Annotated in this window: 6 protein-coding genes and 1 riboswitch; all 6 genes read right to left on the bottom strand. The window is 69.3% G+C overall.

Annotated features, from left to right (window positions below; translation table 11 throughout):
- Positions 1–31 precede the first annotated feature (31 nt).
- A complete protein-coding gene (locus A5750_RS08415; protein WP_067262012.1) occupies positions 32–547 on the bottom strand; it encodes a hypothetical protein in 516 nt (171 codons plus the stop codon).
- Positions 548–672: 125 nt separating this feature from the next.
- Complete coding sequence (gene ileS, locus A5750_RS08410; RefSeq protein WP_066953352.1) at positions 673–3,801, bottom strand: isoleucine--tRNA ligase; 3,129 nt, start codon at positions 3,799–3,801, stop codon at positions 673–675.
- A gap of 336 nt (positions 3,802–4,137) precedes the next feature.
- The gene (locus A5750_RS08405; protein ID WP_067262010.1) at positions 4,138–4,374 is read right to left on the bottom strand and encodes an Rv1535 family protein; all 237 of its coding nucleotides are present in this window, start codon (positions 4,372–4,374) and stop codon (positions 4,138–4,140) included.
- Between the two features lie 290 nt (positions 4,375–4,664).
- A riboswitch (M-box (ykoK) riboswitch) is annotated at positions 4,665–4,834 on the bottom strand.
- A 213-nt stretch (positions 4,835–5,047) separates the two neighbouring features.
- Complete coding sequence (locus A5750_RS08400) at positions 5,048–6,172, bottom strand: nitronate monooxygenase family protein (RefSeq protein WP_066953318.1); 1,125 nt, start codon at positions 6,170–6,172, stop codon at positions 5,048–5,050.
- 32 nt (positions 6,173–6,204) lie between these two features.
- Positions 6,205–6,786 carry a carboxymuconolactone decarboxylase family protein gene (locus A5750_RS08395; RefSeq protein WP_066953319.1) on the bottom strand — a complete coding sequence of 194 codons (582 nt, stop codon included), beginning with the start codon at positions 6,784–6,786 and terminating at the stop codon, positions 6,205–6,207.
- Between the two features lie 86 nt (positions 6,787–6,872).
- The coding region (locus tag A5750_RS08390; RefSeq protein WP_156664297.1) for a non-ribosomal peptide synthetase at positions 6,873–21,464 on the bottom strand (14,592 nt) is incomplete at its 5' end.

Raw genomic sequence — 21,464 nt, 5'->3', positions numbered from 1 at the left:
GGCCCCCCGCCGCCCCCGCCCAACGGGACGGTCAACGTCCCGCCGGTGCGGGGGGTCCGGCCGGGGCCGCCGCGGGCGGCGGTGCGGGCACGATCACGACGGGTGCATCCCCGCGGCTGACGGGTCCGGGCGAGACCTGAGCGGCGTCAGCAGGGGCGGGCGCCGACGGCGGGGCCGGCGCCACCGGCGGCGGCGCAACCGCGCTGGGAGCCTGCGGCTGCACCGAGCCGACGCTGGCATTCGGCGCCACGACGGTGGGCTTCAGCTCCTTGGAGCCCGACCCGTCGATGAGCAGCAGGCCGAGCCCGGCGACCGCTCCGAGCGCCGCGACCACGGCCCCGGCGACCAGGGCATTCGTTCCCCACGAGCGCGGCTTCGCGATCACGGTCGTGGCCGGAGAATCCTCAGACTCGACGGGTTGGGCCGAGGAACCGTCCTCGATCGTGGGGTCGCCCAGCGGGCTCGACGCCCACGCCTCGGCGACGGTCAGATCCTCGTGCGGGAGGGCGGCGAATGTCGTCGACGGGAAGTCCTCGATGGTGCTCATGGGTGTTCCTTAACTGTGGTCGCGACCCCCAGTGGGCCGCCGTCACAGGTATGAGCAGCCGGCCCGCACGGCTTGGACACTTTTTTCGGAACTTTTTCCAAACCCCCGACCGGGGTTCTGTGCCGCTAGACCTTGGCGATGCTCACCCGCACGCCGTCGCCGATGTCGGCGCCGTCGGCCGGTTCGCCGAATTCGAAGCTGGTGGCCAGGATCTCACCGGCGATCAGGTCGCGGTGCGAGCGCGCCCAGTCCGCCCGCTCAGCCGGCACCGACATCACCACGGAGATCCGGTCGGACACGTCCAGGCCGGTCGACTTGCGCAGGTCCTGCAGCTCGCGGATGCGGTCCTTGGCCCAACCCTCGGCCTCCAGCTCCGGGGTGACCGTGCCGTCCAGCACCACCAGCCCCGCCCCGTCGGGCAGCGCCGCGGTGAACTCCGGGTCTGCGGCGACCAGCCGGGAGCTGTACTCCTCGGGTTGCAGCACCGCGGGGCCCGCCGTCAGCGTGCCGTCGGGGTTGACGACGCCCTCCCCCGCCTTCACCGCCTTGATGGCGGCCTGCACATCCTTGCCCAGCCGCGGCCCGGCCACCCGGGCGTTGACGGTGAGCTCGAACCGCCCGTAGGTGTCGATGGCGTCGGTCAACTCGACGCTCTTGACGTTGAGCTCGTCGGCGATCAGGTCGGCGAACGGGGCCAGCCGCTGCGGATCATCCACCGCCACAGTCAGTTTCGGCAACGGCAGGCGCACCCGCAGCTTCTTCGCCTTACGCAGGGACGACGCCGCCGAGCACACCTCGCGCACCTGATCCATCGCGGCCACCAGGTCGGGGTCCGCGGGCACCACACCTTCTTCCGGCCAGTCGGTCAGGTGCACCGAGCGCCCGCCGGTGAGACCGCGCCAGATGATCTCGGTGACCGACGGAAGCAGCGGCGCGGCCAGCCTGGTCGTCACCTCGAGCACCGTGTGCAGGGTATCGATGGCGTCGGCGTCTTCCTCCCAGAACCGCGAACGTGACCGCCGCACATACCAATTCGTCAACGCCTCGGTGAATTGACGCAGCTGCTCGCAGGCCCGGGAGATGTCGCACGTATCCATTTCCCGGGTGAGGTCGTCGCGCAGTTCGGCGAGCTTGGCCAGGATGTAGCGGTCCAGGACCTGCCGCGAATCGGCGCGCCAGGTGCCGACTTTGGGCGCATAGAGGGCCAGGAAGCTGTAGGCGTTCCACAACGGCAACAGGACCTGGCGCACACCCTCGCGAATGCCCTGCTCCGTGACGATCAGGTTGCCGCCGCGCAGGATCGGCGAGGCCATCAGGAACCACCGCATGGCGTCGGAGCCGTCGCGGTCGAACACCTCGGACACGTCCGGGTAGTTGCGCAGCGACTTGCTCATCTTCTGCCCGTCGGAGCCCAGCACAATCCCATGCGCGACACAGGTTTTGAATGATGGCCGGTCGAAGAGCGCGGTGGCCAGCACGTGCAGCGTGTAAAACCAGCCGCGGGTCTGGCCGATGTATTCGACGATGAAGTCGCCCGGGTAGTGGGTGTCGAACCAGTCGCGGTTCTCGAACGGGTAGTGCACCTGGGCATACGGCATGGACCCCGAGTCGAACCACACGTCGAGCACGTCGGGGATGCGCCGCATGGTGCTGCGGCCGGTCGGGTCGTCGGGATTGGGGCGAGTCAGCTCGTCGATGTAGGGCCGGTGCAGGTTGGTGGGCCGCACCCCGAAGTCGCGTTCCAGCTCGTCGAGGCTGCCGTAGACGTCGATGCGGGGGTATGCCGGGTCGTCGGATTTCCACACCGGAATGGGGCTGCCCCAGTATCGATTTCGGGAGATCGACCAGTCGCGAGCGCCCTGCAGCCACTTGCCGAACTGGCCGTCCTTGACGTGTTCGGGGTACCAGGTGATCTGCTGGTTGAGTTCGACCATCCGGTCGCGGAAGGCGGTGACGGTGACGAACCAGGACGAGACGGCCCGGTAGATCAGCGGATTGCGGCACCTCCAGCAGTGCGGGTAGGGGTGCTCGTAGGTTTCGTGGCGCAGCAGCACCGCGCCGTTGGCCGCCGCCGGGCCGGTGCCGTTCTTCAGGTCGCGGATGATGTGCGGGTTGGCGTCAAAGACGTGCTGACCCTGGTAATCCGGGACGGTGGCGTCGAAACGGCCCTTGGAGTCGACCGGGGTGACGGGCACGATGCCGACCTTGTCGGTGGTCGCCATGTCGTCCTCGCCGTAGGCCGGGGCCATGTGCACGATGCCGGTGCCGTCCTCGGTAGTGACGAACTCCCCGGGCAGCACCTGAAAAGCCTTGGGGCTGTCCATGAAATACGGGAACGGCGGCAGGTATCGCGTGCCGAGCAGCTCGGCCCCGGAGCGGGTGCTCAGGATCTCGGGTTCTTCGCCGAGCTCGCGGGCGTAGGCGGCCAGCCTCGGCTCGGCCAGCACGAAACGCTGATCGCCGGACCGGACCTCGACGTAGCTGACCTCGGGGTTGACCGCGACCGCCAGGTTCGACGGCAGGGTCCACGGCGTCGTCGTCCACACCAGCAGGTGCGCGCCGTCCAGCGTGCCGCCGACCACCTTGAAACCCACGGTGAGCGCCGGGTCTTGGCGGCTCTGGTAGACGTCGTCGTCCATGCGCAATTCGTGGTTGGACAGCGGGGTTTCGTCGCGCCAGCAGTAGGGCAGGACGCGGTAGCCCTCGTAGGCCAGGCCCTTGTCCCAGAGTTGCTTGAACGCCCAGATCACCGACTCCATGTAGGACAGGTCGAGCGTCTTGTAGTCGTTGTCGAAGTCCACCCAGCGGGCCTGGCGGGTGACATAGGCCTGCCACTCGTCGGTGTAGCGCAACACCGATTCCCGGCACGCGTCGTTGAACGCGGCGATCCCCATGTCGTCGATCTGCGATTTGTCGTTGATGCCGAGCTGGCGCTCGACTTCGAGCTCGGCGGGCAACCCGTGGGTGTCCCAGCCGAAGCGACGCTCCACCTTGTAGCCGCGCATGGTGCGGTACCGCGGGACGATGTCCTTCACGTAGCCGGTGAGCAGGTGCCCATAGTGCGGCAGCCCGTTGGCGAAGGGCGGGCCGTCGTAGAACACGTATTCCCGGGCGCCCTCGCGGCGGGCGATGCTGGCCCGGAAGGTGTCGTCGCGGGCCCAGTAGTCGAGGACCTCGAGTTCGAGGGCCGGGAAGTCGGGCGCGCCGCCGACCAGTTTCGGATAGGCCTTGACGTCAGGGTCACTTGAAGTCACTTTGTGCGTCGTCTCCTGTGCCTCAGTGCCGTTGGGCACTGGTAGCGCCTGTTGGGGACGACGACGCGCTGCCTGCGCGAGCGCCGCGGTACCACCCCGCTTGCCACGCTGCCGCGTGGCCGCTCGTTGGAGGCTGTGACGGGCCCACCCGTTCGGTTCTACTGAGCTGGCCAGAGAAAGAAGCCGGCTGTTCTTCCGAAGGCTCCCCGGTGATGCCGGATCAACGCCAGTGGGTCGATTCTACTCAGGCGGAGTGCCCCAAGGGGCTACCTGGCCTCAGGAAACACCTGCGGCCGGGTAGCCCCTTGGAGCCTCGGTTGGTCGCTGCTCATCGGATCAGGCCTGCACCTCGAGCACACCGACGCGCCACAGGGCCGCGTAGACGTGCCGCAGGGGGACGCTCAACAGGCGGGTGGCGCCCTCCACCAGCGGGTCGCCGGCGAGAACGGGCTGCTTGGTGACCTGGCGGGTGGCCTTCTTGGCCGGGACCTGAGTTGTGTCGTTGTCGCGCACCACCGTCAGTGTGCGGGCGGGCGCTTGGGTTACCACTTCGTCGTAGAGAGCTGCGGTCATGGTCGCCTCCTGGAGGGGATTTCTAACGGGGACTATCTGGACTGACGCGTCGAAGTCCCGTCGCGGTTCCGATCCCAGAACGCTTGGCCGATAAGCCACTTAGCGTTGCGACGCTCAGCTGAGAACGTCGTGCCGGAGACCGGATCGGGACGAGACGGAGTTCGGACTTCGGTCCGGACTGTCGCTGGAACTCATGTGTCCCTCACCTCCTCGCGGTCACGAACGCGTGCGGTCATCCGCACGCGGCTTGCGCGCAGCATGAGGAGCGAAAACCCGACGACCGTCGGAGATCCGCACCCCTCTCGTCAGAGCTTCGGCACCACACGACGTGTCCGGTATTCCGGAAGCCACCTGGGCTCAACCCTTAAGCCGGGAGGAGCTGTCCTGACCCGGGGCGTCTTTCGACGTTCGGGGTCAGTGGCCTGTATTCGTGTAGACGCCTCACCTAACGAGGTGCATACCCGACCGATAATGCACGACGGGTCCGACCGGGTCAAACTCCTCGGGGCCACGTTTCGCGATCTTTACGGTTTTCCGGGGCGCCTCCACAGGATTCGGCCAGGTTCGAGCCTTTGACCTGCGGGAATGACGCGCCCGGTCGGCACCGATTGTTCATCTTTTGTTTGCCGGCCCCGGCCGGATAGGGGTCAAAACCCTTGCGGGGAAAGCCCTGTCACTTCTCGACGAGGCCCTCGAGCCGCCCGATGGTGTCGATGAACTCCTCGACCATGTCGAGCACAACCGTTCGCGCGGGCCGGACCCGGTCGAGGGAGCCGACCACCTGTCCGACGAAGTAGGTGGCCAGCTCGCGCGCCTTGGCGCCGGGGTGCGCGGCCGCGGAGTTGATGCGTACCTGCGGTTCGGTGACCAGCGCGGTCTGCAACGGCATGCCGAGCGGGTCGGGTTTTTCCGGGCGCTCCCATTCGTCGGTCCAGGCCGTCCGCAGCATCCGCGCCGGCTTGCCCGTCATCGACCGCGACCGCACCGTGTCGGAGGAGCTGGCGGCCAGGAACTTGTCCTTGACCACCGGCGGCGTCTCGGCCTCCTCGGTGGTCAGCCACACCGACCCGCACCACACGCCTTCGGCGCCGAGGGCCAGCGCGGCCGCGATCTGGCGGCCTCGGGCGATGCCGCCGGCGGCGAGAACCGGCACGGGCGACACGGCATCGACGACCTCGGGAACCAGGACCATGGTGGCGACCTCGCCGGTGTGTCCCCCGGCCTCGGTGCCTTGCGCGACGATCAGGTCAACCCCCGCGGCCGCATGCCGTTCCGCGTGGCGCGTGGTGCCGGCCAGCGCGGCCACCAGCACGTCGCGGCCGTGGGCGCGTTCGACGAGGTCCGCCGGGGGTGGGCCCAGCGCGCTGGCGATCAGCCGGATGTCATGGGCGAACACCACGTCCAGCAGCGGCTCGTAGCCCTTGGGCGAGATGTTGAGGCCGCCGGCGGAGCCGCGCGGCTCCTGGGCCGGCGCCGTGATTCCGTAGCGGGCGAGGATGTCGTCGACGAACGCGCGGTGCTCCTCGGGCAGCAGCGCCCGCGCTTGTTTGGCGTCGATGCCGCCTTCGTCCGCGCCGACGTACTTCGGCGGCAGCAGCAGGTCGACCCCGAAGGGCTTGCCCCCCGTCTGCTCCTCGATCCAGTTCAGTTCGTTCTGCAGCCGCTGGGGACTGTGCGCCACCGCGCCGAGGATGCCGAACCCACCCGCATTGGTCACCGCGGCCACCACATCGCGGCAGTGACTGAAGGCGCAGATGGGGAACTCGACGCCGAGCATCTCAGCGACTCTGGTACGCATTGCCCGACGCTAAAGAGCTATCGATCGATATGTCAATCGATGACGGCGTCCGCGGGCGACCGGCCGTCCGGCGGCCAGCTCGCCACGCCCTCCTCGAGCGGGACCTGGAGGCTGTGCAGGAGCGAGGAGACCATCCGCCACGCGCCGATCGCGGAGACGAGCTCGATGAGAACCGTTGTGTCGCCTTGCAATTCGCGCTCGCAGGCCGCCCAGCTCGCGGCGCTCACCGCGCCGTCGCGGACCACGTCGTCGGTGGCGGCCAGCACGGCGCGCTCGGTGGGTCCGAACCCGTCGTGCGCCTGCCAGTCGCGCACGCCGAGCAGGTCCTCGGGGGCCACGCCCAGCCTCGAGGCGACGCGCCAGTGCTGTGTCCATTCGTAGTCGCATGCGGTGAGCCAGCCGATCCGCATGATCACCAACTCGCGCAACCGCGGATCGAGCGCACCGTGCCAGAGCATGGTCGCGAGCAGGTCGTTGATGGCGCGTGCCAGCGGCGGGTGGTTGAGCAGCACCTGGAAGATGCTCAGTTCGGCCATGTAGTTCGGCACGGCCGCTTCGTCGGCGGCGGCCGTGGCTTCGTCGAGTGGCAACTTGGGCACGCGAGCTGTTGTCATAGTGAGCACTTGAGTGTAGCGAACACGCGGGGCGTTCCGATCGCCGACGTGGAAGCCGTTGATGCCGAAGTGTTTACGAGCAGCGCTCAGAGCAGTCCGAGCAGTTGCAGATCGGTGATGTACTTGACGATCACCGGCGCCGTCACGCGCGGGATATCCGGATCGTCGGTGTCGGGGCCGATCTTGGCTTCTCGCACCGCGGCGCGGAAGCGGTCGGTCGGCGCGAGCGAACCGCGGTCCGGTTCGCCGGGCTCGACCTGCTGGGTGCCGGGCAACTGCAGCAGTGGGAGCACCGAGTGTTGACGCTGCCGCTCGGGCAAGTCCTGCAGCGCGGCCTCGAACCGCCGCAGCCAATCCCCGAAGTCGTCGATCCGCTCGATCGGATAGCCGGCATCGACCAGCCAGTCCACGTACTGATCGATGCCGATGCCGTCGTCGTGCGGGTTCATCACGTGATACGTCTCGAACCCGGCGACCGCCTGCACACCCAGCGTGGCGATCGCTTCGGCGGCGAATTCGACGGGCAGCGCGTCGAAGTGCGCGCGCGGCGGGTTGCCGTCGGCGTCGAGGCGATAGAACGAGCGCGGCGCGACCCCGGTGGCCGCGATGCTCAGCACCATCCGGGTGAACATGTCCGACAGATTCAGTTGGCCCGCATAGCTGGTGTCGGCGAGCAGCATGTCGCAGCGGAACACCGAGACCGGCAACCCGCACAGGTCGTGGGACTCCCGCAGCAACACCTCGCCGGACCACTTGCTGTTGGCGTAGCCGTTGGAGTAACCGCCGTCGATGATTCGGGTGGGGCTGATGACCCGGATGTCGGCGTCCTCGGTGAACGCCGCCCGATCGACCCCGTCGCCGACGTTTGCGGTCGAAACATAGCTGTAGGGCTTGAGTTTGGTGGTCAGCGCCAACCGGATGAGCTCGGCGGTGCCGGCCACGTTGGGGCCGAACAGCTCGCTGTAGGGCAGCACGCCATTGACCAGTGCGGCGCAGTCGACGATCAGGTCGACGGTGTCGGCCAGCCGCTGCCACGTCTGCTGGTTCAGGCCGAGGTTCGGCGCGCCCTTGTCGCCGGCGACGACCTCGAGATGGTCGGCGGCCAGGCCCTCGAAGTGGCCCAGCAGTCGGGGGTCGCCGCTGTCGAACGTCTTCTCCAACCGCTGCCATGCCTCCTCGTCGGAACCGGCGCGCACCAGGCAGATCAGCTTGCCGTCCACCCGCTCCAGCTGTTCGAGCCACTGCAGCGCCAGGTAGCGGCCCAGAAAGCCCGTCGCACCGGTCAACAGAACCGTCCGCACCTTCGAGCTTGGGCCGGGTAGCGACGGCGCGTTGCTCAGCGTCGTGGCGTCGATGAACTTGTCCAGCGTCAAGTCGCTGGCATACACCTCGGTGGCTTCACGGCCGTGCACGGACGCAAAGCTGGCCGCGGCGTTGTGCGCCGCCGCGAAATCGTGCCGATCCAACTGCTGACTCAGGCTGCGCACCGACGGCGCATCGAACACGGTTCGCACCGGCACGTGGATATCCAGAGCAGCGTGGATCGCGGCGACCAGGCGCATCGCCGACAGCGAATCGCCGCCGAGGTCGAAGAACGACTCCTCGACCCCGACCCGCTCCACCCCCAGGACCTGGGCGTAGATGTCGGCCAGCGTCTCCTCCACCGGCGTGGCGGGCGGGCGGTAGCGGTCACCGTCGGCGTAGTCCGGCGCCGGCAACGCCCTGGTGTCGAGCTTGCCGTTGACCGTGAGCGGCAGTCCGTCCAGCTTCACCACGGCGGCCGGGACCATGTAGGCGGGTAGCCGGTCGGCCAGCGCCGTCCGCAGTCCGGCCGGGTCGGCGGTCCCGGTGAAGTACGCCACTAGCCGCTTGTCCCCGGGACGGTCCTCGCGGGCGATCACCGCGACGTGTCCGGCCCCCTCGAGACCGGCCAGGGTCGTGCGGATCTCGCCGAGTTCGACGCGGTGCCCGCGGATCTTGACCTGTTCGTCGGCGCGGCCCAGGTACTGCAGTTGCCCGTCCGGGCCCCAGCACACCAAGTCCCCGGTGCGATACATCCGAGTGCCGGGCGCCCCGAAGGGGCACGCCACAAACCGCGACGCGGTCAGACCGGCTCGGCGCATGTAGCCGTACGTCAGCCCCGCTCCGGCTACGTACAGCTCCCCGATGACCCCGGCCGGCGCCGGCCGCAACCAATCGTCGAGGACGACCAGCGCGGCCCCGGGCACCGGTGAACCGATCGGCGGTGGGCCCGACTCCGGCGCCAGCGGCGCACTGATCGCCACGCACATCGTGGACTCGGTCGGGCCGTAGACGTTCAACATCGTCCGCCCCTGCGCCCACCGGTCCACCACCTCTTCCGGGCAAGCCTCACCGGCCACCACCAAGGCCGCCGAGTCCAGACCCTCCACGGCGAGCATTCCCGCCTCCGACGGTGTCTGGGTGAGCACGCTGACCTGTTCGGCAGTGAGCAGCGCGTGCAGCTCCTGCGGCGAGCGGGCCGTGGGGTCGGGCACCACCAGCACCCGCCCGCCGTGCAACAGCGCACCGAAGATCTCCCACACCGACACGTCGAAGACCAGGGAGTGGCTTTGCGACCACACGCCCGCGGCCGGCAGGGGCGCTTCGAGGGGGCCGAACAGCTGTGTGACGTTGCGATGGGTGACCGCGACTCCCTTGGGGGTCCCGGTGGTGCCGGACGTGTAGATGACATAGGCGATGTCGTCGGCGGTCGGCGCCGGCAACGCGCCCTCGGGCTGGGCACCGACGGCGGGGTCGTCGACATCGATGACGCCGAGTTCGAACCCGTCCAGCCGCGACCGGAGGCCGGCCGTCGTCAGCGCGGCGATCGGCGCGGCGTCGGCGAGGATGAACTCGATCCGCGGCGCGGGCAGCCCCGGATCGATCGGCAGGTACGCCGCCCCGGTCTTGAGGACCGCCAAAATCGCCACGATCGCCTCGGCCGAGCGGTCCACGAACAGCCCGACGCATTCACCCGGGCCGGCCCCGCGGCCAATCAGCAAGCGTGCCAACCGGTTTGCGGCGTGGTCGAGTTCGCGGTAGGTCAACGAGCGGTCGCCGCAGCTGACCGCCACCGCCTCGGGAGCGCGGGCCGCCTGGGCGTCGAACAGCTCCAGGATCGACGGCCAGGTCACCGGCCGGTTCGACGCCGCGCGATTACCCCACTCGTCGAGGCGGGCGCGCTCGTCGTCATCGAGCACGTCGATCGATGACAACGGCCGGGCGGGGTCGGCGGTGACGGCCAACAACACCCGGTGCAGGCGATTGATCAGCGTTTCGACGGTGCCGGCATCGAACACGTCGGTGCGGAATTCGACCTGCCCGCCGATCCCGGCGGGCTCACCGGCGTCACTGAAGTGCTCGGCCAGCGAGAAGGTCAGGTCCATGCGCGCGGTGTGGCTGTCCACCGGCAGCGGGGTGACCTGCAGGTCCCCCAGGTTCACGGCAGCGGGATCGTTGTTCTGCCAGGCCAGCATGACCTGGACGAGCGGGTGATGGCTCAGGCTGCGGGCGGGGCGGAGCCGCTCCACCAGCACCTCGAAGGGAACGTCCTGGTGCTCGTAGGCGGCCAGGCTGCGCCCCCGGACCTGCGCCAGCACCTGCGCGACCGTCGGGTCGCCGCCGAGATCCGTCCGCAGCACCAGGGTGTTGACGAAGAAGCCCACCACGTCGTCGAGCAGTGGGTCGCGCCGGCCGGCGATCGGGAAGCCGACGGCCACCTCGCTGCTCCCGCTCAGCGCCGACAACAGCACCGCCAGGGCGGCCTGGACCACCATGAAACTGGTCGCGTTGTGGGCAAGCGCCACCTCACGCACCCGCCGCTGCAACTCGACCGGCCACCGCACACCCACCGTGGCGCCGCGATGGTCGGCCACCAGCGGGTAGGGCCGATCGGTGGGCAACTCGAGCCGCTCGGGCATCCCGGCCAGGTTGTGTTCCCAGAACCGCACCTGCCCGGCGATCGGGCTGTCCGGGTCGTCCAGGTCGCCGAATTGGGCGCGCTGCCACAGCGTGTAGTCGGCGTACTGCACCGCCAGCGGCGCCCATCCGGGCGCAGTGCCCACGCATCGGCTGGCGTAGGCCACGCCGAGGTCACGGACCAGCGGCGTGAGCGACAAGCCGTCGGCGGCGATATGGTGCAGCACCGAGACCATCACGTGTTCGTCCTCGGCCGTGCAGAAAAGCCAGGCGCGCAAGGGGATCTCGGTGCCGAGGTCGAACGCGTAGTGCGCCACCGTCTCGACGGCCTCTTCCAGCCGGTCCGGTGGCCAGGTGGTGGCGTCGACCACGTCCCACCCGACATCGGCGTCCTCGGGCGCGACCACGACCTGTTGCGGGGTCCCTTCGGCCGCGATGAACACCGTGCGCAGGCTTTCGTGGCGGGCCACCACGTCGCCCAACGCGGCACCGAACGCGTCGGCGTCCAGGCGGCCCTGCAGCCGCAACGCCGCCGCCATGTTGTACACCGCCGAGGGCCCCTGCAACTGGTCGAGGAACCACAATCGGGATTGGGCGAAGGACAACGGGATCACCGGTGGACGCTCGATCGCCACCAGGGCCGTGCGCCCCACCCCGTCCGCACCGAGGTGCGGCGCCAACTGGTGGATCGTGGGTGCCTCGAACAGGGACCGCACCCCGAGGTGGACGTTCAGACCGGCGTTGACGGCGGCGATCAAGCGCATCGCCGCGAGTGAATCCCCGCCCAGATCGAAGAACGAGTCGTCGACGCCGACGCGGTCGAGGCCGAGGACCTGGGCGTAGATGCCGGCCAGGATCTCTTCGGTGGGCGTGGCGGGGGCACGGTAAGGAGCGTCGCGGTAATCGGGCGCCGGCAGGGCGCGGGCGTCGAGTTTGCCGTTGACCGTCAACGGGATTGCGTCCACGGCGACGACCGCGGCGGGCACCATGTAGGCCGGCAACCGCTCGGCGAGTGCGGCGCGGATGTGGGCCGGCTCGGCGGCCCCGGTCACGTAGCCCACCAGCCGCTTGTCCCCCGGCCGGTCTTCACGGGCGATCACCGCCGCCTGCTCCACCCCGTCCAAACCCGCTAGTGCCGCGCGGATTTCGCCGAGCTCGATGCGGTAGCCGCGGATCTTGACCTGATCGTCCGCGCGCCCGAGGTAGCGCAGCTGCCCGTCGGCGCCCCAGCGCACCAGATCCCCGGTGCGATACATCCGTTGACCAGGCGCTCCCGACGGACACGCCACGAAGCGTGACGCCGTCAGGCCCGACCGGCCCACGTACCCACACGCCAGACCCCGGCCCGCCACATACAACTCGCCCACCACTCCGACCGGCACCGGCCGCAACCAGTCATCCAGCACGAGGAAGGCGAGGTGCGCCAGGGGAATTCCGATGGGGCTGCCCGCGCTGCCGGCGTCCCAAGCGACGATCTCGCGGAACGAGGCGTGCACCGTGGTCTCGGTGGTGCCGTACATGTTGATCAGCCGCGGCCGCCCCGGATGGTTGTCCAGCCAGTTGCCCAGCCGCTGGGGTTCGAGCGCCTCGCCACCGAACACCAGCGTCTGCAGCTTGAGTTGCTGGGCGAGGTCGGGTGAGAGCGCATCGGCCGTTTGCAGCGCGTCGAACGCGGACGGCGTCTGACTCAGCACGCTGACCTGTTCACGAACCAGCAAGGCATACAGGTCTTCTGGTGATCGGACCACCGCGTCGGGCACGACCACCAGACGGCCACCGCGCAACAGGGCGCCGAAGATCTCCCACACCGAGAAGTCGAACGCCAGCGAGTGGCACTGCGTCCACACCTGCCCGAGTTCCAGCTCCCCATCCAATGCCTCCAAGAGCTGGGTGACGCTGCGGTGGGTGACCGCCACCCCCTTGGGGATTCCGGTCGTACCGGACGTGTAGATGACGTAGGCGATGTCCGCCGGGGCCGGTGCCGGCAACGCGGCATCGGGCAGCGTGTCCACCCTCGGGTCGTCGATCTCGATTACCGGGAGGCCGCAGCCATCGAGCCGCGACCGCAGCTCGCTCGTCGTGAGTACGGCCACCGGCGAGGCATCGGTGAGCATGAAGCCGATCCGCGCCGCCGGCAGCCCCGGATCGATCGGCACATAGGCCGCACCGGATTTCAGTACCGCCAGCATCGCCGCGACCGCCCCGGCCGACCGGGGAATCAGCAGGGCCACCCGCTGTCCCGGACCCGCGCCATGGTCGGCCAACAGCCGAGCCAATCGGTTTGCGGCAGAGTCGAATTGGCGGTAGGTCCACGAGCGATTTCCGCAGCTGATCGCAACCGCGTCCGGGGTGCGATTCACCTGGGCGGCCAGCAGCTGGGGAATCGACAGTCCCGTCGGCGCGGGTTGATTGAGCGCGGCGTGGTTGCCGATGACCTCGAGGCGGGCGTGTTCTGCCTCGTCGAGCACGTCGATCGACGACAGCCGGCGGGCGGGGTCGGCCGTGATGGCCGCCACCACCCGCTGGAGCCGTGCGACAAGCGTTGCGACGGTGGCGGTGTCGAACACGTCGGTACGGAACTCGACGGCTCCGCCGATCCCGGCGGGGCGGCCGTTGTCGGTCCAGCGTTCGGCCACCGAGAACAACAGATCCGTGCGGGCGGTGCGGGTGTCCACCGGCAGCGGGGTAACCTGCAGATCGCCAAGGCTCAGGGCGGTGGGGTCGTTGTTCTGCCAGGCCAGCATCACCTGGACGAGCGGATGATGGCCCAGGCTGCGGGTGGGGTTCAGCCGTTCCACGAGCAGCTCGAAGGGCACGTCCTGGTGCTCATAGGCGGCCAGGCTGCGCTGCCGCACCTGGGCCAACAGCTCGGCGACGGTGGGATCCCCGGCCAGATCCACCCGCAGCACCAAGGTATTGACGAAGAAGCCCACGACCTCGTCGAGCACGGGATCGCGGCGCCCGGCGATCGGAAAGCCCACGGCCACATCGGCGCTCGCACTGAGCTTGGCGAGCAGTACCGCCAGGGCCGCCTGCATCACCATGAAACCGGTCGCATTGTGCGACCGGGCCACCTCGCGTACCCGGTCCTGCAACTCGGCCGGCCAGTCGACTTCCACGCTCGCCCCGCGGTAATCGGCCACCGCCGGATAGGGCCGATCGGTGGGCAACTCGAGACGCTCGGGCATCCCGGCCAAAGCGTCCTGCCAGTACCGCAACTGGCCGGCGATCGGGCTGTCCGGGTCGTCGAGATCACCGAGTTGGGCCCGCTGCCACAGCGTGTAGTCGGCGTACTGCACGGCCAGCGGCGCCCATCCCGGCGCCCGCCCCTCGCACCGGCTGGCGTAGGCGACGCCGAGGTCGCGCACCAGTGGGGTGAGCGACCAGCCGTCGGCGGCGATGTGATGCACGACGGCCACCAGCAGGTGCTCGGCCTCGGCCACTCGGAAAAGTTTTGCGCGCAGGGGCAGCTCGGCGGTCAGGTCGAACGGATGCCCCGCGGCCGCTCCGACGGCCTCACCCAACCGCGTCGCGGACCAGCCGGTGGCGTCCACCACTGCCCATCCGGGGTCGGCGTCCTCGGGCCGCACCACCACCTGCTGGGCTGTTCCCCCGGTCGCGACGAACACCGTGCGCAGGCTTTCGTGCCGGGCGAGCACGTCGGCCAGCGCGGCGCGCAACGCCTCGGCTTCCAGGTGTCCGCGCACGCGCAGCGCCGCGGCCATGTTGTACACCGGCGAGGGCCCGTGCAGCTGATCGATGAACCACAGCCGGGACTGCGCGAACGACAAGGGCAGCACCGCCGGCCGCGCGCCGGCCACCACGCGCGCCGGTGCACCGTCGCCCGCGGCAAGGAGCGGCGCCAGCCGGCGAATGGTGGGTGCCTCGAACACCGCACGCACCGACAGCTGGGCATCCAATCCCGCGTTGACGGCGGCGACCAGGCGCATGGCCGTCAGCGAATCGCCACCCAGGTCGAAGAACGATTCCTCGACACCGACGCGGGCCAATCCCAATACCCTGGCATAGATTTCGGCGAGGATGCCCTCGACCGGCGTCGCCGGGGCGCGGTAGGAATCGGTGTCGTGGTATTCCGGCGCCGGCAGGGCCCGGGTGTCGAGTTTGCCGTTGACCGTCAACGGGATCGCGTCCATTGCGACGACCGCGGCGGGCACCATGTGGGCGGGCAACCGCTCGGCGAGCGCGGAGCGGATCCCCGCCGGGTCGGCGGTTCCCGTCATGTAGCCCACCAGCCGGCCCTCGCGGGCGATCACCGCCGCCTGCTCGACTCCGGCCAAAGTGGTCAGCGCCGAATGGATTTCACCAAGTTCGATGCGATAGCCCCGAATCTTGACCTGGTCATCGGCGCGCCGCACATAACGAAGCTGCCCGTCGGAGCCCCAGCGCACCAGGTCCCCGGTGCGATACATGCGCGCCCCGGCCCCGCCGAACGGGCACGCCACGAAGCGCGACGACGTCAGCCCGGATCGGCCCAGATACCCGCACGCCACACCGCGGCCGGCGACATACAACTCGCCGACCATACCGGCCGGCACCGGCCGTAACCACTTGTCCAACACCATTATCGCGGCGCCGGACACCGGGGCGCCGATCGGCGGGGCTCCGGCTCCCCCGGTCAGCGGGGCGCTAATCGTCGCGTCCACGGTGGTCTCGGTCGGGCCGTAGGCGTTGACCACCACCCGGCCCGGCGCCCACCGATCCACCAGCTCGGCCGGGCAAGGCTCGCCACCGATCACCAGGGCCACCGCATCCAGGCCCTCCGGCGACAACGCACTCGCCTCGGACGGGGTTTGGCTCAGCACGCTCACTTGTTCGCGAATCAGCAACGCGCGCAGCTCTTCCGGTGCCTGGACCACCGGTTCGGGCACCACGACCAGCCGCCCCCCGTCGAGCAGCGCGCCGAAGATCTCCTGGACCGAGACGTCGAAGCCCAGCGAGTGGCAGTGCGACCAGACGCCCGCCGCCGGCAGGGGCGCGTGCAGCGACGCCATCAGCTGGGTCACGTTGTGGTGGGTGACCGCCACGCCCTTGGGCACACCCGTGGTGCCGGACGTGTAGATCAGGTACGCGATGTCCTCCGGGGCGGGCGAGGGCAACGCCGTGGCGGGTTGGGTGCGCACCGACGGATCGTTGACGTCGACGACCGGCACATCAGACCCATTGAGCCGCGACCGTAGGGCCGCGGTGGTGACGGCGACCACCGGCGCGGCGTCGGCGATCATGAACCCGACCCGCGCGGCCGGTAGGCCGGGGTCGATCGGCAGGTAGGCCGCCCCCGTCTTGAGCACCGCCAGGATCGCGGCGATGGCGTCGGTGGACCGCGAAAACAGCAGCGCCACAAAGGCACCGGGGCCGGCGCCGTGGCCCGCCAGTCGGTGCGCCAGGCGATTCGCGGCCTCGTCCAGTCTTTGATACGTCATGGACGTGCCGTCGAAGCTCAGCGCCACCGCCTCCGGCGTACGGGCCACGTGGGTGGCGAACACCTCCGGAATCGACCTCCCGGGCACCGGGTCGCTCAGTACCGCGTGGTTTCCCCACCCGGCCAGACGGGCGTGCTCCGACTCGTGGAGCGTATCGATCGTCGACATCAGGCGGGTGGGGTCGCCCGTCATGCCCGCCAGCAACCGACGGAACCGCTCGACCATCGCCTCGATGCCGGCCGCGTCGAACACGTCGGTGTCGAATTCGACACGCAGGCCGAGCACTTCACCCGGAACGGCTTGCACCGACAGCGGATAGTGGTTGAACTCACGGCTGGTGAAGTCGGTGACAGTGAGCTCATGGACGCCCGCCAATGCGGCGGTGTCGACCGGATAGTTTTCGTACACGAACAAGGTGTCGAACAACTGGTCGTGTCCAGTCGCGCGGTGGATTTCGGACAGCGCCAGATGCTGGTGTTCGAGCGTGTGATTATGGGCGCGGCGCAGCTGGTCGAGCAGGCCGGCGACGGTGGTTGCCCCGGTGATGATGGCCCGCACCGGAACCGTGTTGATCAGCAAGCCCACCATTGACTCGGCGCCCGACACCTCGGCCGGCCGGCCCGAGACCACGGCGCCGAAGACCACGTCGTCGTGGCCGGTCAGCCACGCCAACAGCTGCGCCCACGCGGCCTGCAGGACGGTGCTGACGGTGGTGTGCGACGAGCGCGCCAGCCCGCTCAGGGCCCGCGTCGTCTCCGCCGGCACTTGGAAGGTGGCCACGCCCCGCCGGCCTACCCGACCCGGTGGGCGCACCAACGTCGGGGTGTCGAACCCGTCGAACGCCTGGCGCCACGCGGCTTTTGCCGCCGCCACGTCTCGGTCCGCGAGCCAGCTGAGGTAGCTGCGAAACGGCGCCGCCGGCGGCAACCGCTCTCGGTAATAGCCGGCGAAGATCTCCTGAAGCAGGATCGGCAGCGACCATCCGTCCATCACGATGTGGTGGACGGTCAGGACGAAGCGGTGCCGGTCGGTTGCGGTGCGGATCAAAGCGGCCCGGAACGCCGGGCGGACGGCGAGGTCGCAGACCGCAGCGCGTTCGGCGGCGCACAGCTGCCCGATCTGCTCGCCCGGGTCCGGGTCGTCGGCGTCGAGTTGGAGATAGCGCCAGGCCAGCGCCGGGTCGGCCGGGATGAGCTGCACGGGTTCGTCGAAATCTTCGCAGAACCGGGCCACCAGATTGGGGTGCCGGTTCAGCACGGTGTGCACGGCCTCGCGAAGGCGCTGCGGCTCGAGCGGGCCGCACACGGTGATGTCCAGTTGCACCGCATACACGTCGTCGCCGGGGCCGCGTTCGGTAGTGGCGTGGAAAAGCAGGCCCTGCTGCAGCGGGGTCAGCGGCAACACGTCGGCGGTCGGGTGCCGGCCGCACACCTCGTCGATCTCCTGCTGGCTCAGCCGGGCCGGTGCGATGTCCGACGGGGTCAATCCGCCCCCGCCGTTTCGCACGTGCGCGCAGATGCCGGCCAGCGCGTCACACCACAATTGGCTGACTCGGCTGACTTGAACGCGCCCGAGCGCTGACGGCGCCCATGTCCAATTCGCCCGCAGGCTAGGCCCATTCGCGGTTTCCGCGGTGCCGGCGTTGAGTTCCAGCGTGTGCCCCAGCGGCATGGGCAGCGCCGCGGTCGCGGCGGTCAGCGACAGGCCCTCTTGGTCGAGTCGCCACAATTCCGCTGGCAACTCGGCCGCCCCACCGAGCCGTCCCAGGTAGTTGAAACCGATCACCGGATCCGGACCATCCAGTCCCACTTCGGGATTCAGATAGCGCAGCAGCCCATAGGTCAGCCCGTCCGGCAGTGCCCGCAACTGTTCTTTGGCGTTCCTGACGAGCGCGCCGAGCTCGCCGTCACCGGCTTTGACCTTCGCCCAGTCCGGCTTACCCAGGGTGAACGCGACCGGATATTTGGCCGTGAACCACCCCACCGTGCGCGACAGGTCGACGCGCGGGCCCACGTCTTCGTGGCGGCCGTGGCCCTCGATATCGATAGAAAGCGGCGCGCCGGTGCCCAGGAATTCGTTGATCGCCAACCCGAGGGCGACCACCAAAATGTCCTGGACACCGGCGTGAAGCGCCGCCGGCACTGCCCCCAGCAACAAGCGAGTGGTTTCGACATCCAGTGAGACCGACAATTGTTCGGCCGTCTGATAGGTATCCGCGTCGGGGCGCACCGCCGGCAACGCGGCGGGGATCGCCGCCACCCGGCGCCAGGTGTCCGCCAACGCGACAACCTCGGGGCGGCGGGCGTGCTCCGCCAGCAGTGCCGACCAGCGGGCGAACGACGTCCCACCCGCGGGCAGCGCCACCGGCCGCCCGCTGTGCAGCTGGCTCCACGCGATGTTCAAGTCCTCCAACAGGATTCGCCACGACACTCCGTCTACAGCGAGGTGGTGGACGACCAGCGCCAACCGGCCGGTGGACTCCGCCCATACCGCCCGCAGCATCGTCCCCGCGGCCGGGTTCAAGCGCGACCGCGCCGCTACCAACGCGGCTTCGGACAACACGTCGACAGTGCGTACGCACCCGCGCGCGTCGACCGTTCCGGGTTCGGGCACCTGCAGCGACCAGCCGCCGGCGCCGTCGTCGTCGACGCGCAGCCGCAGCATGGGGTGCCGATCGATCATGGCCTGTAGCAGCGCCACCACGTCGTCATGGGTGGCGCCCGCGGGGGCTTGGACCACCATGGCCTGGTTGAACTGGTCGACCGCCCCGTCGACCCGGTGCAGCCAGTGCATGATCGGGGTGGCCACGACTTCGCCGATGCCCTCGTCGATCACGTCGTCGTCGGTGACCACTCCGGCCACCCGGGCCAGCCTGGCCACGGTCTGCTCGACGAAGATGTCGCGCGGGCGGAACACGACGCCGGCCGCCCGCGCCCGGGCCACCACCTGCATCGACAAGATGCTGTCGCCGCCCAGGTCGAAGAAGGAGTCGTCGACCCCGACGCGGTCCACGCCCAGCACCTGGGCGTAAATGCCGCCGAGGACCTCTTCGACCGCGTCGCCCGGCGCGCGATAACTCTCGGCGGTTTGGTAGTCGGGCGATGGCAGTGCTCGGCTGTCGAGTTTGCCGTTAACCGTCAGCGGCAGCTGATCCAGTGCGACGACCGCGGCCGGGACCATGTAGTTGGGCAACCGGTCGGCCAGTTGGGCGCGGGCATGGGCGGGCTCGGCCGTCCCGGTGATGTAAGCAACGAGGCGCTTGTCGCCGGGTCGATCCTCGCGGACGACCACGGCCGCCTGCGCGACCCCGGTCAAACCGGTTAGCGCCGTGCGGATTTCGCCGAGCTCGATGCGGTAGCCGCGGATCTTGACCTGCTCGTCGATCCGCCCAAGGTATTGCAGCTGACCATCGGGATCCCAGCACGCCAGGTCTCCGGTGCGATACATGCGTTGTCCAGGCGCCCCGGCCCCGCCGAGCGGGCATGCCACGAACCGCGAGGCGGTCAACCCCGACCGGCTCACGTACCCACACGCCACGCCGCGTCCGGCCACATACAACTCGCCCACCACGCCGACCGGCACCGGCCGCAACCACTTATCCAACACGAACAACGCCGCACCCGGCACGGGCGACCCGATCGGCGGCGCTCCGGTTCCCGCCGCCAGCGGCGCGGTCATCGCCGCGTACATGGTGGTCTCCGTCGGACCGTATTGGTTGACCATCACGCGCCCGGGCGCCCACCGGTCCACCACCTCGGGCGGACAGGGCTCCCCGCCCATCACCAGCGTCGCCGCCGCCTCCAGACCCTGCGGCGATAACGCCGCCACCGCCGAGGGGGTGTGGCTCAACACGCTGACCTGCTCGCGAACCAGCATGGCATGCAGGTCTTCCGGTGAGCGCACGACGTTCTCGGGCACGATGACCAGCCGGCCGCCGCGGAGCAGCGGCCCGAAGATTTCCCAGACCGAGAAGTCGAACGCCAGCGAGTGGCATTGCGACCACACCTCGCCGAGTTCCAGCTCTTCGTGCACCGATTCGAGCAGTTGGGTGACGTTGTGGTGGGTGACTGCCACGCCCTTGGGCACTCCGGTGGTTCCCGAGGTGTAGATGATGTAGGCGATGTTCTCGGGGTCCGGCGCCGCCGGTCCGCCGTTGGGTTGGGTTGCTATTTCGGGGTCGTCGAAGTCGATGACGGCGAGGTCCGACCCGTCGAGCCGCGACCGCAACTCGGGGCTGGCGATCGCGGCGAGCGGTATGGCGTCGGTGAGCATGAACTGGATGCGCGCGGCGGGCAGCCCCGGGTCGATGGGCAGGTAGGCCGCCCCGGTTTTGAGCACCGCCAGTATCGCGATGACGGCCTGGGCCGAACGCTCGGCCAGCAGCGCCACGCACTCCCCCGGGCCGGCGCCGTACTCAATCAGCAGGTGCGCCAACCGATTAGCGGAGTGCTCGACCTCGGCGTAGGTCCACGGACGCCCGCCGCAGGTGATCGCCACCGACTCGGGTGCGCGGTCGACCTGGGTGGCGAACAACTCCGGGATCGAGGTTCCCGGGGACGCGGGCCGGCTCAGCACCGCGCGGTTGCCGATGACCTCGAGCCGCGCGTGCTCGTTCGCATCGAGCACATCGATCGACGAGAGCCGACGCGCGGGATCGGTGGTCATCGCGACCAATACGTGGTGCAGTTGCTCGATCATTCCCTCGATGCGGGTGGTGTTGTATACGTCGGTACGGAATTCCACCGCCCCTCCGATGCCGGCGGGCTGGCCGTCCTCGGTCCAGCGTTCGGCCAGCGAGAACACCAGATCCATGCGGGCGCTGTGGGTGTCCGTCGGCAGCGGGGTGATTTGTAGGTCACCCAGGGTGAGGTCGGCGAAATCGTGGTTCTGCCAGGCTAAGACGACTTGGATGAGGGGGTGGTGGCTCAGGCTGCGGGTTGGATGCAACCGCTCCACGAGGACTTCGAAGGGTACGTCCTGATGTTCGTAGGCGGCCAGGCTGCGCTGCTGCACCTGAGCCAAAAGCTCAGCCACGGTCGGGTTCCCGGATAGATCGGTACGCAACACCAGCGTGTTGACGAAGAAGCCGACCAACTCGTCCAGCGCGAGATCACGACGCCCGGCGATCGGAAAACCCACCGCGACATCCGAAGTCGCGCCCAGCTTGGCCAACACCACCGCCAACGCGGCCTGCACCACCATGAAACTGGTCGCATTGTGTTCACCGGCCACCTCACGCACCCGCTGCTGCAACTGCGCGGGCCACTCCACGGCCACCCGCGCCCCCCGATAATCAGC

This window comes from Mycobacterium sp. 852002-51613_SCH5001154, assembly GCF_001667425.1.
Classification (GTDB): Bacteria; Actinomycetota; Actinomycetes; order Mycobacteriales; family Mycobacteriaceae; genus Mycobacterium.
Note: the sequence above shows the minus strand (reverse complement) of the source record. Positions and strands in the feature narration are given on the sequence as shown.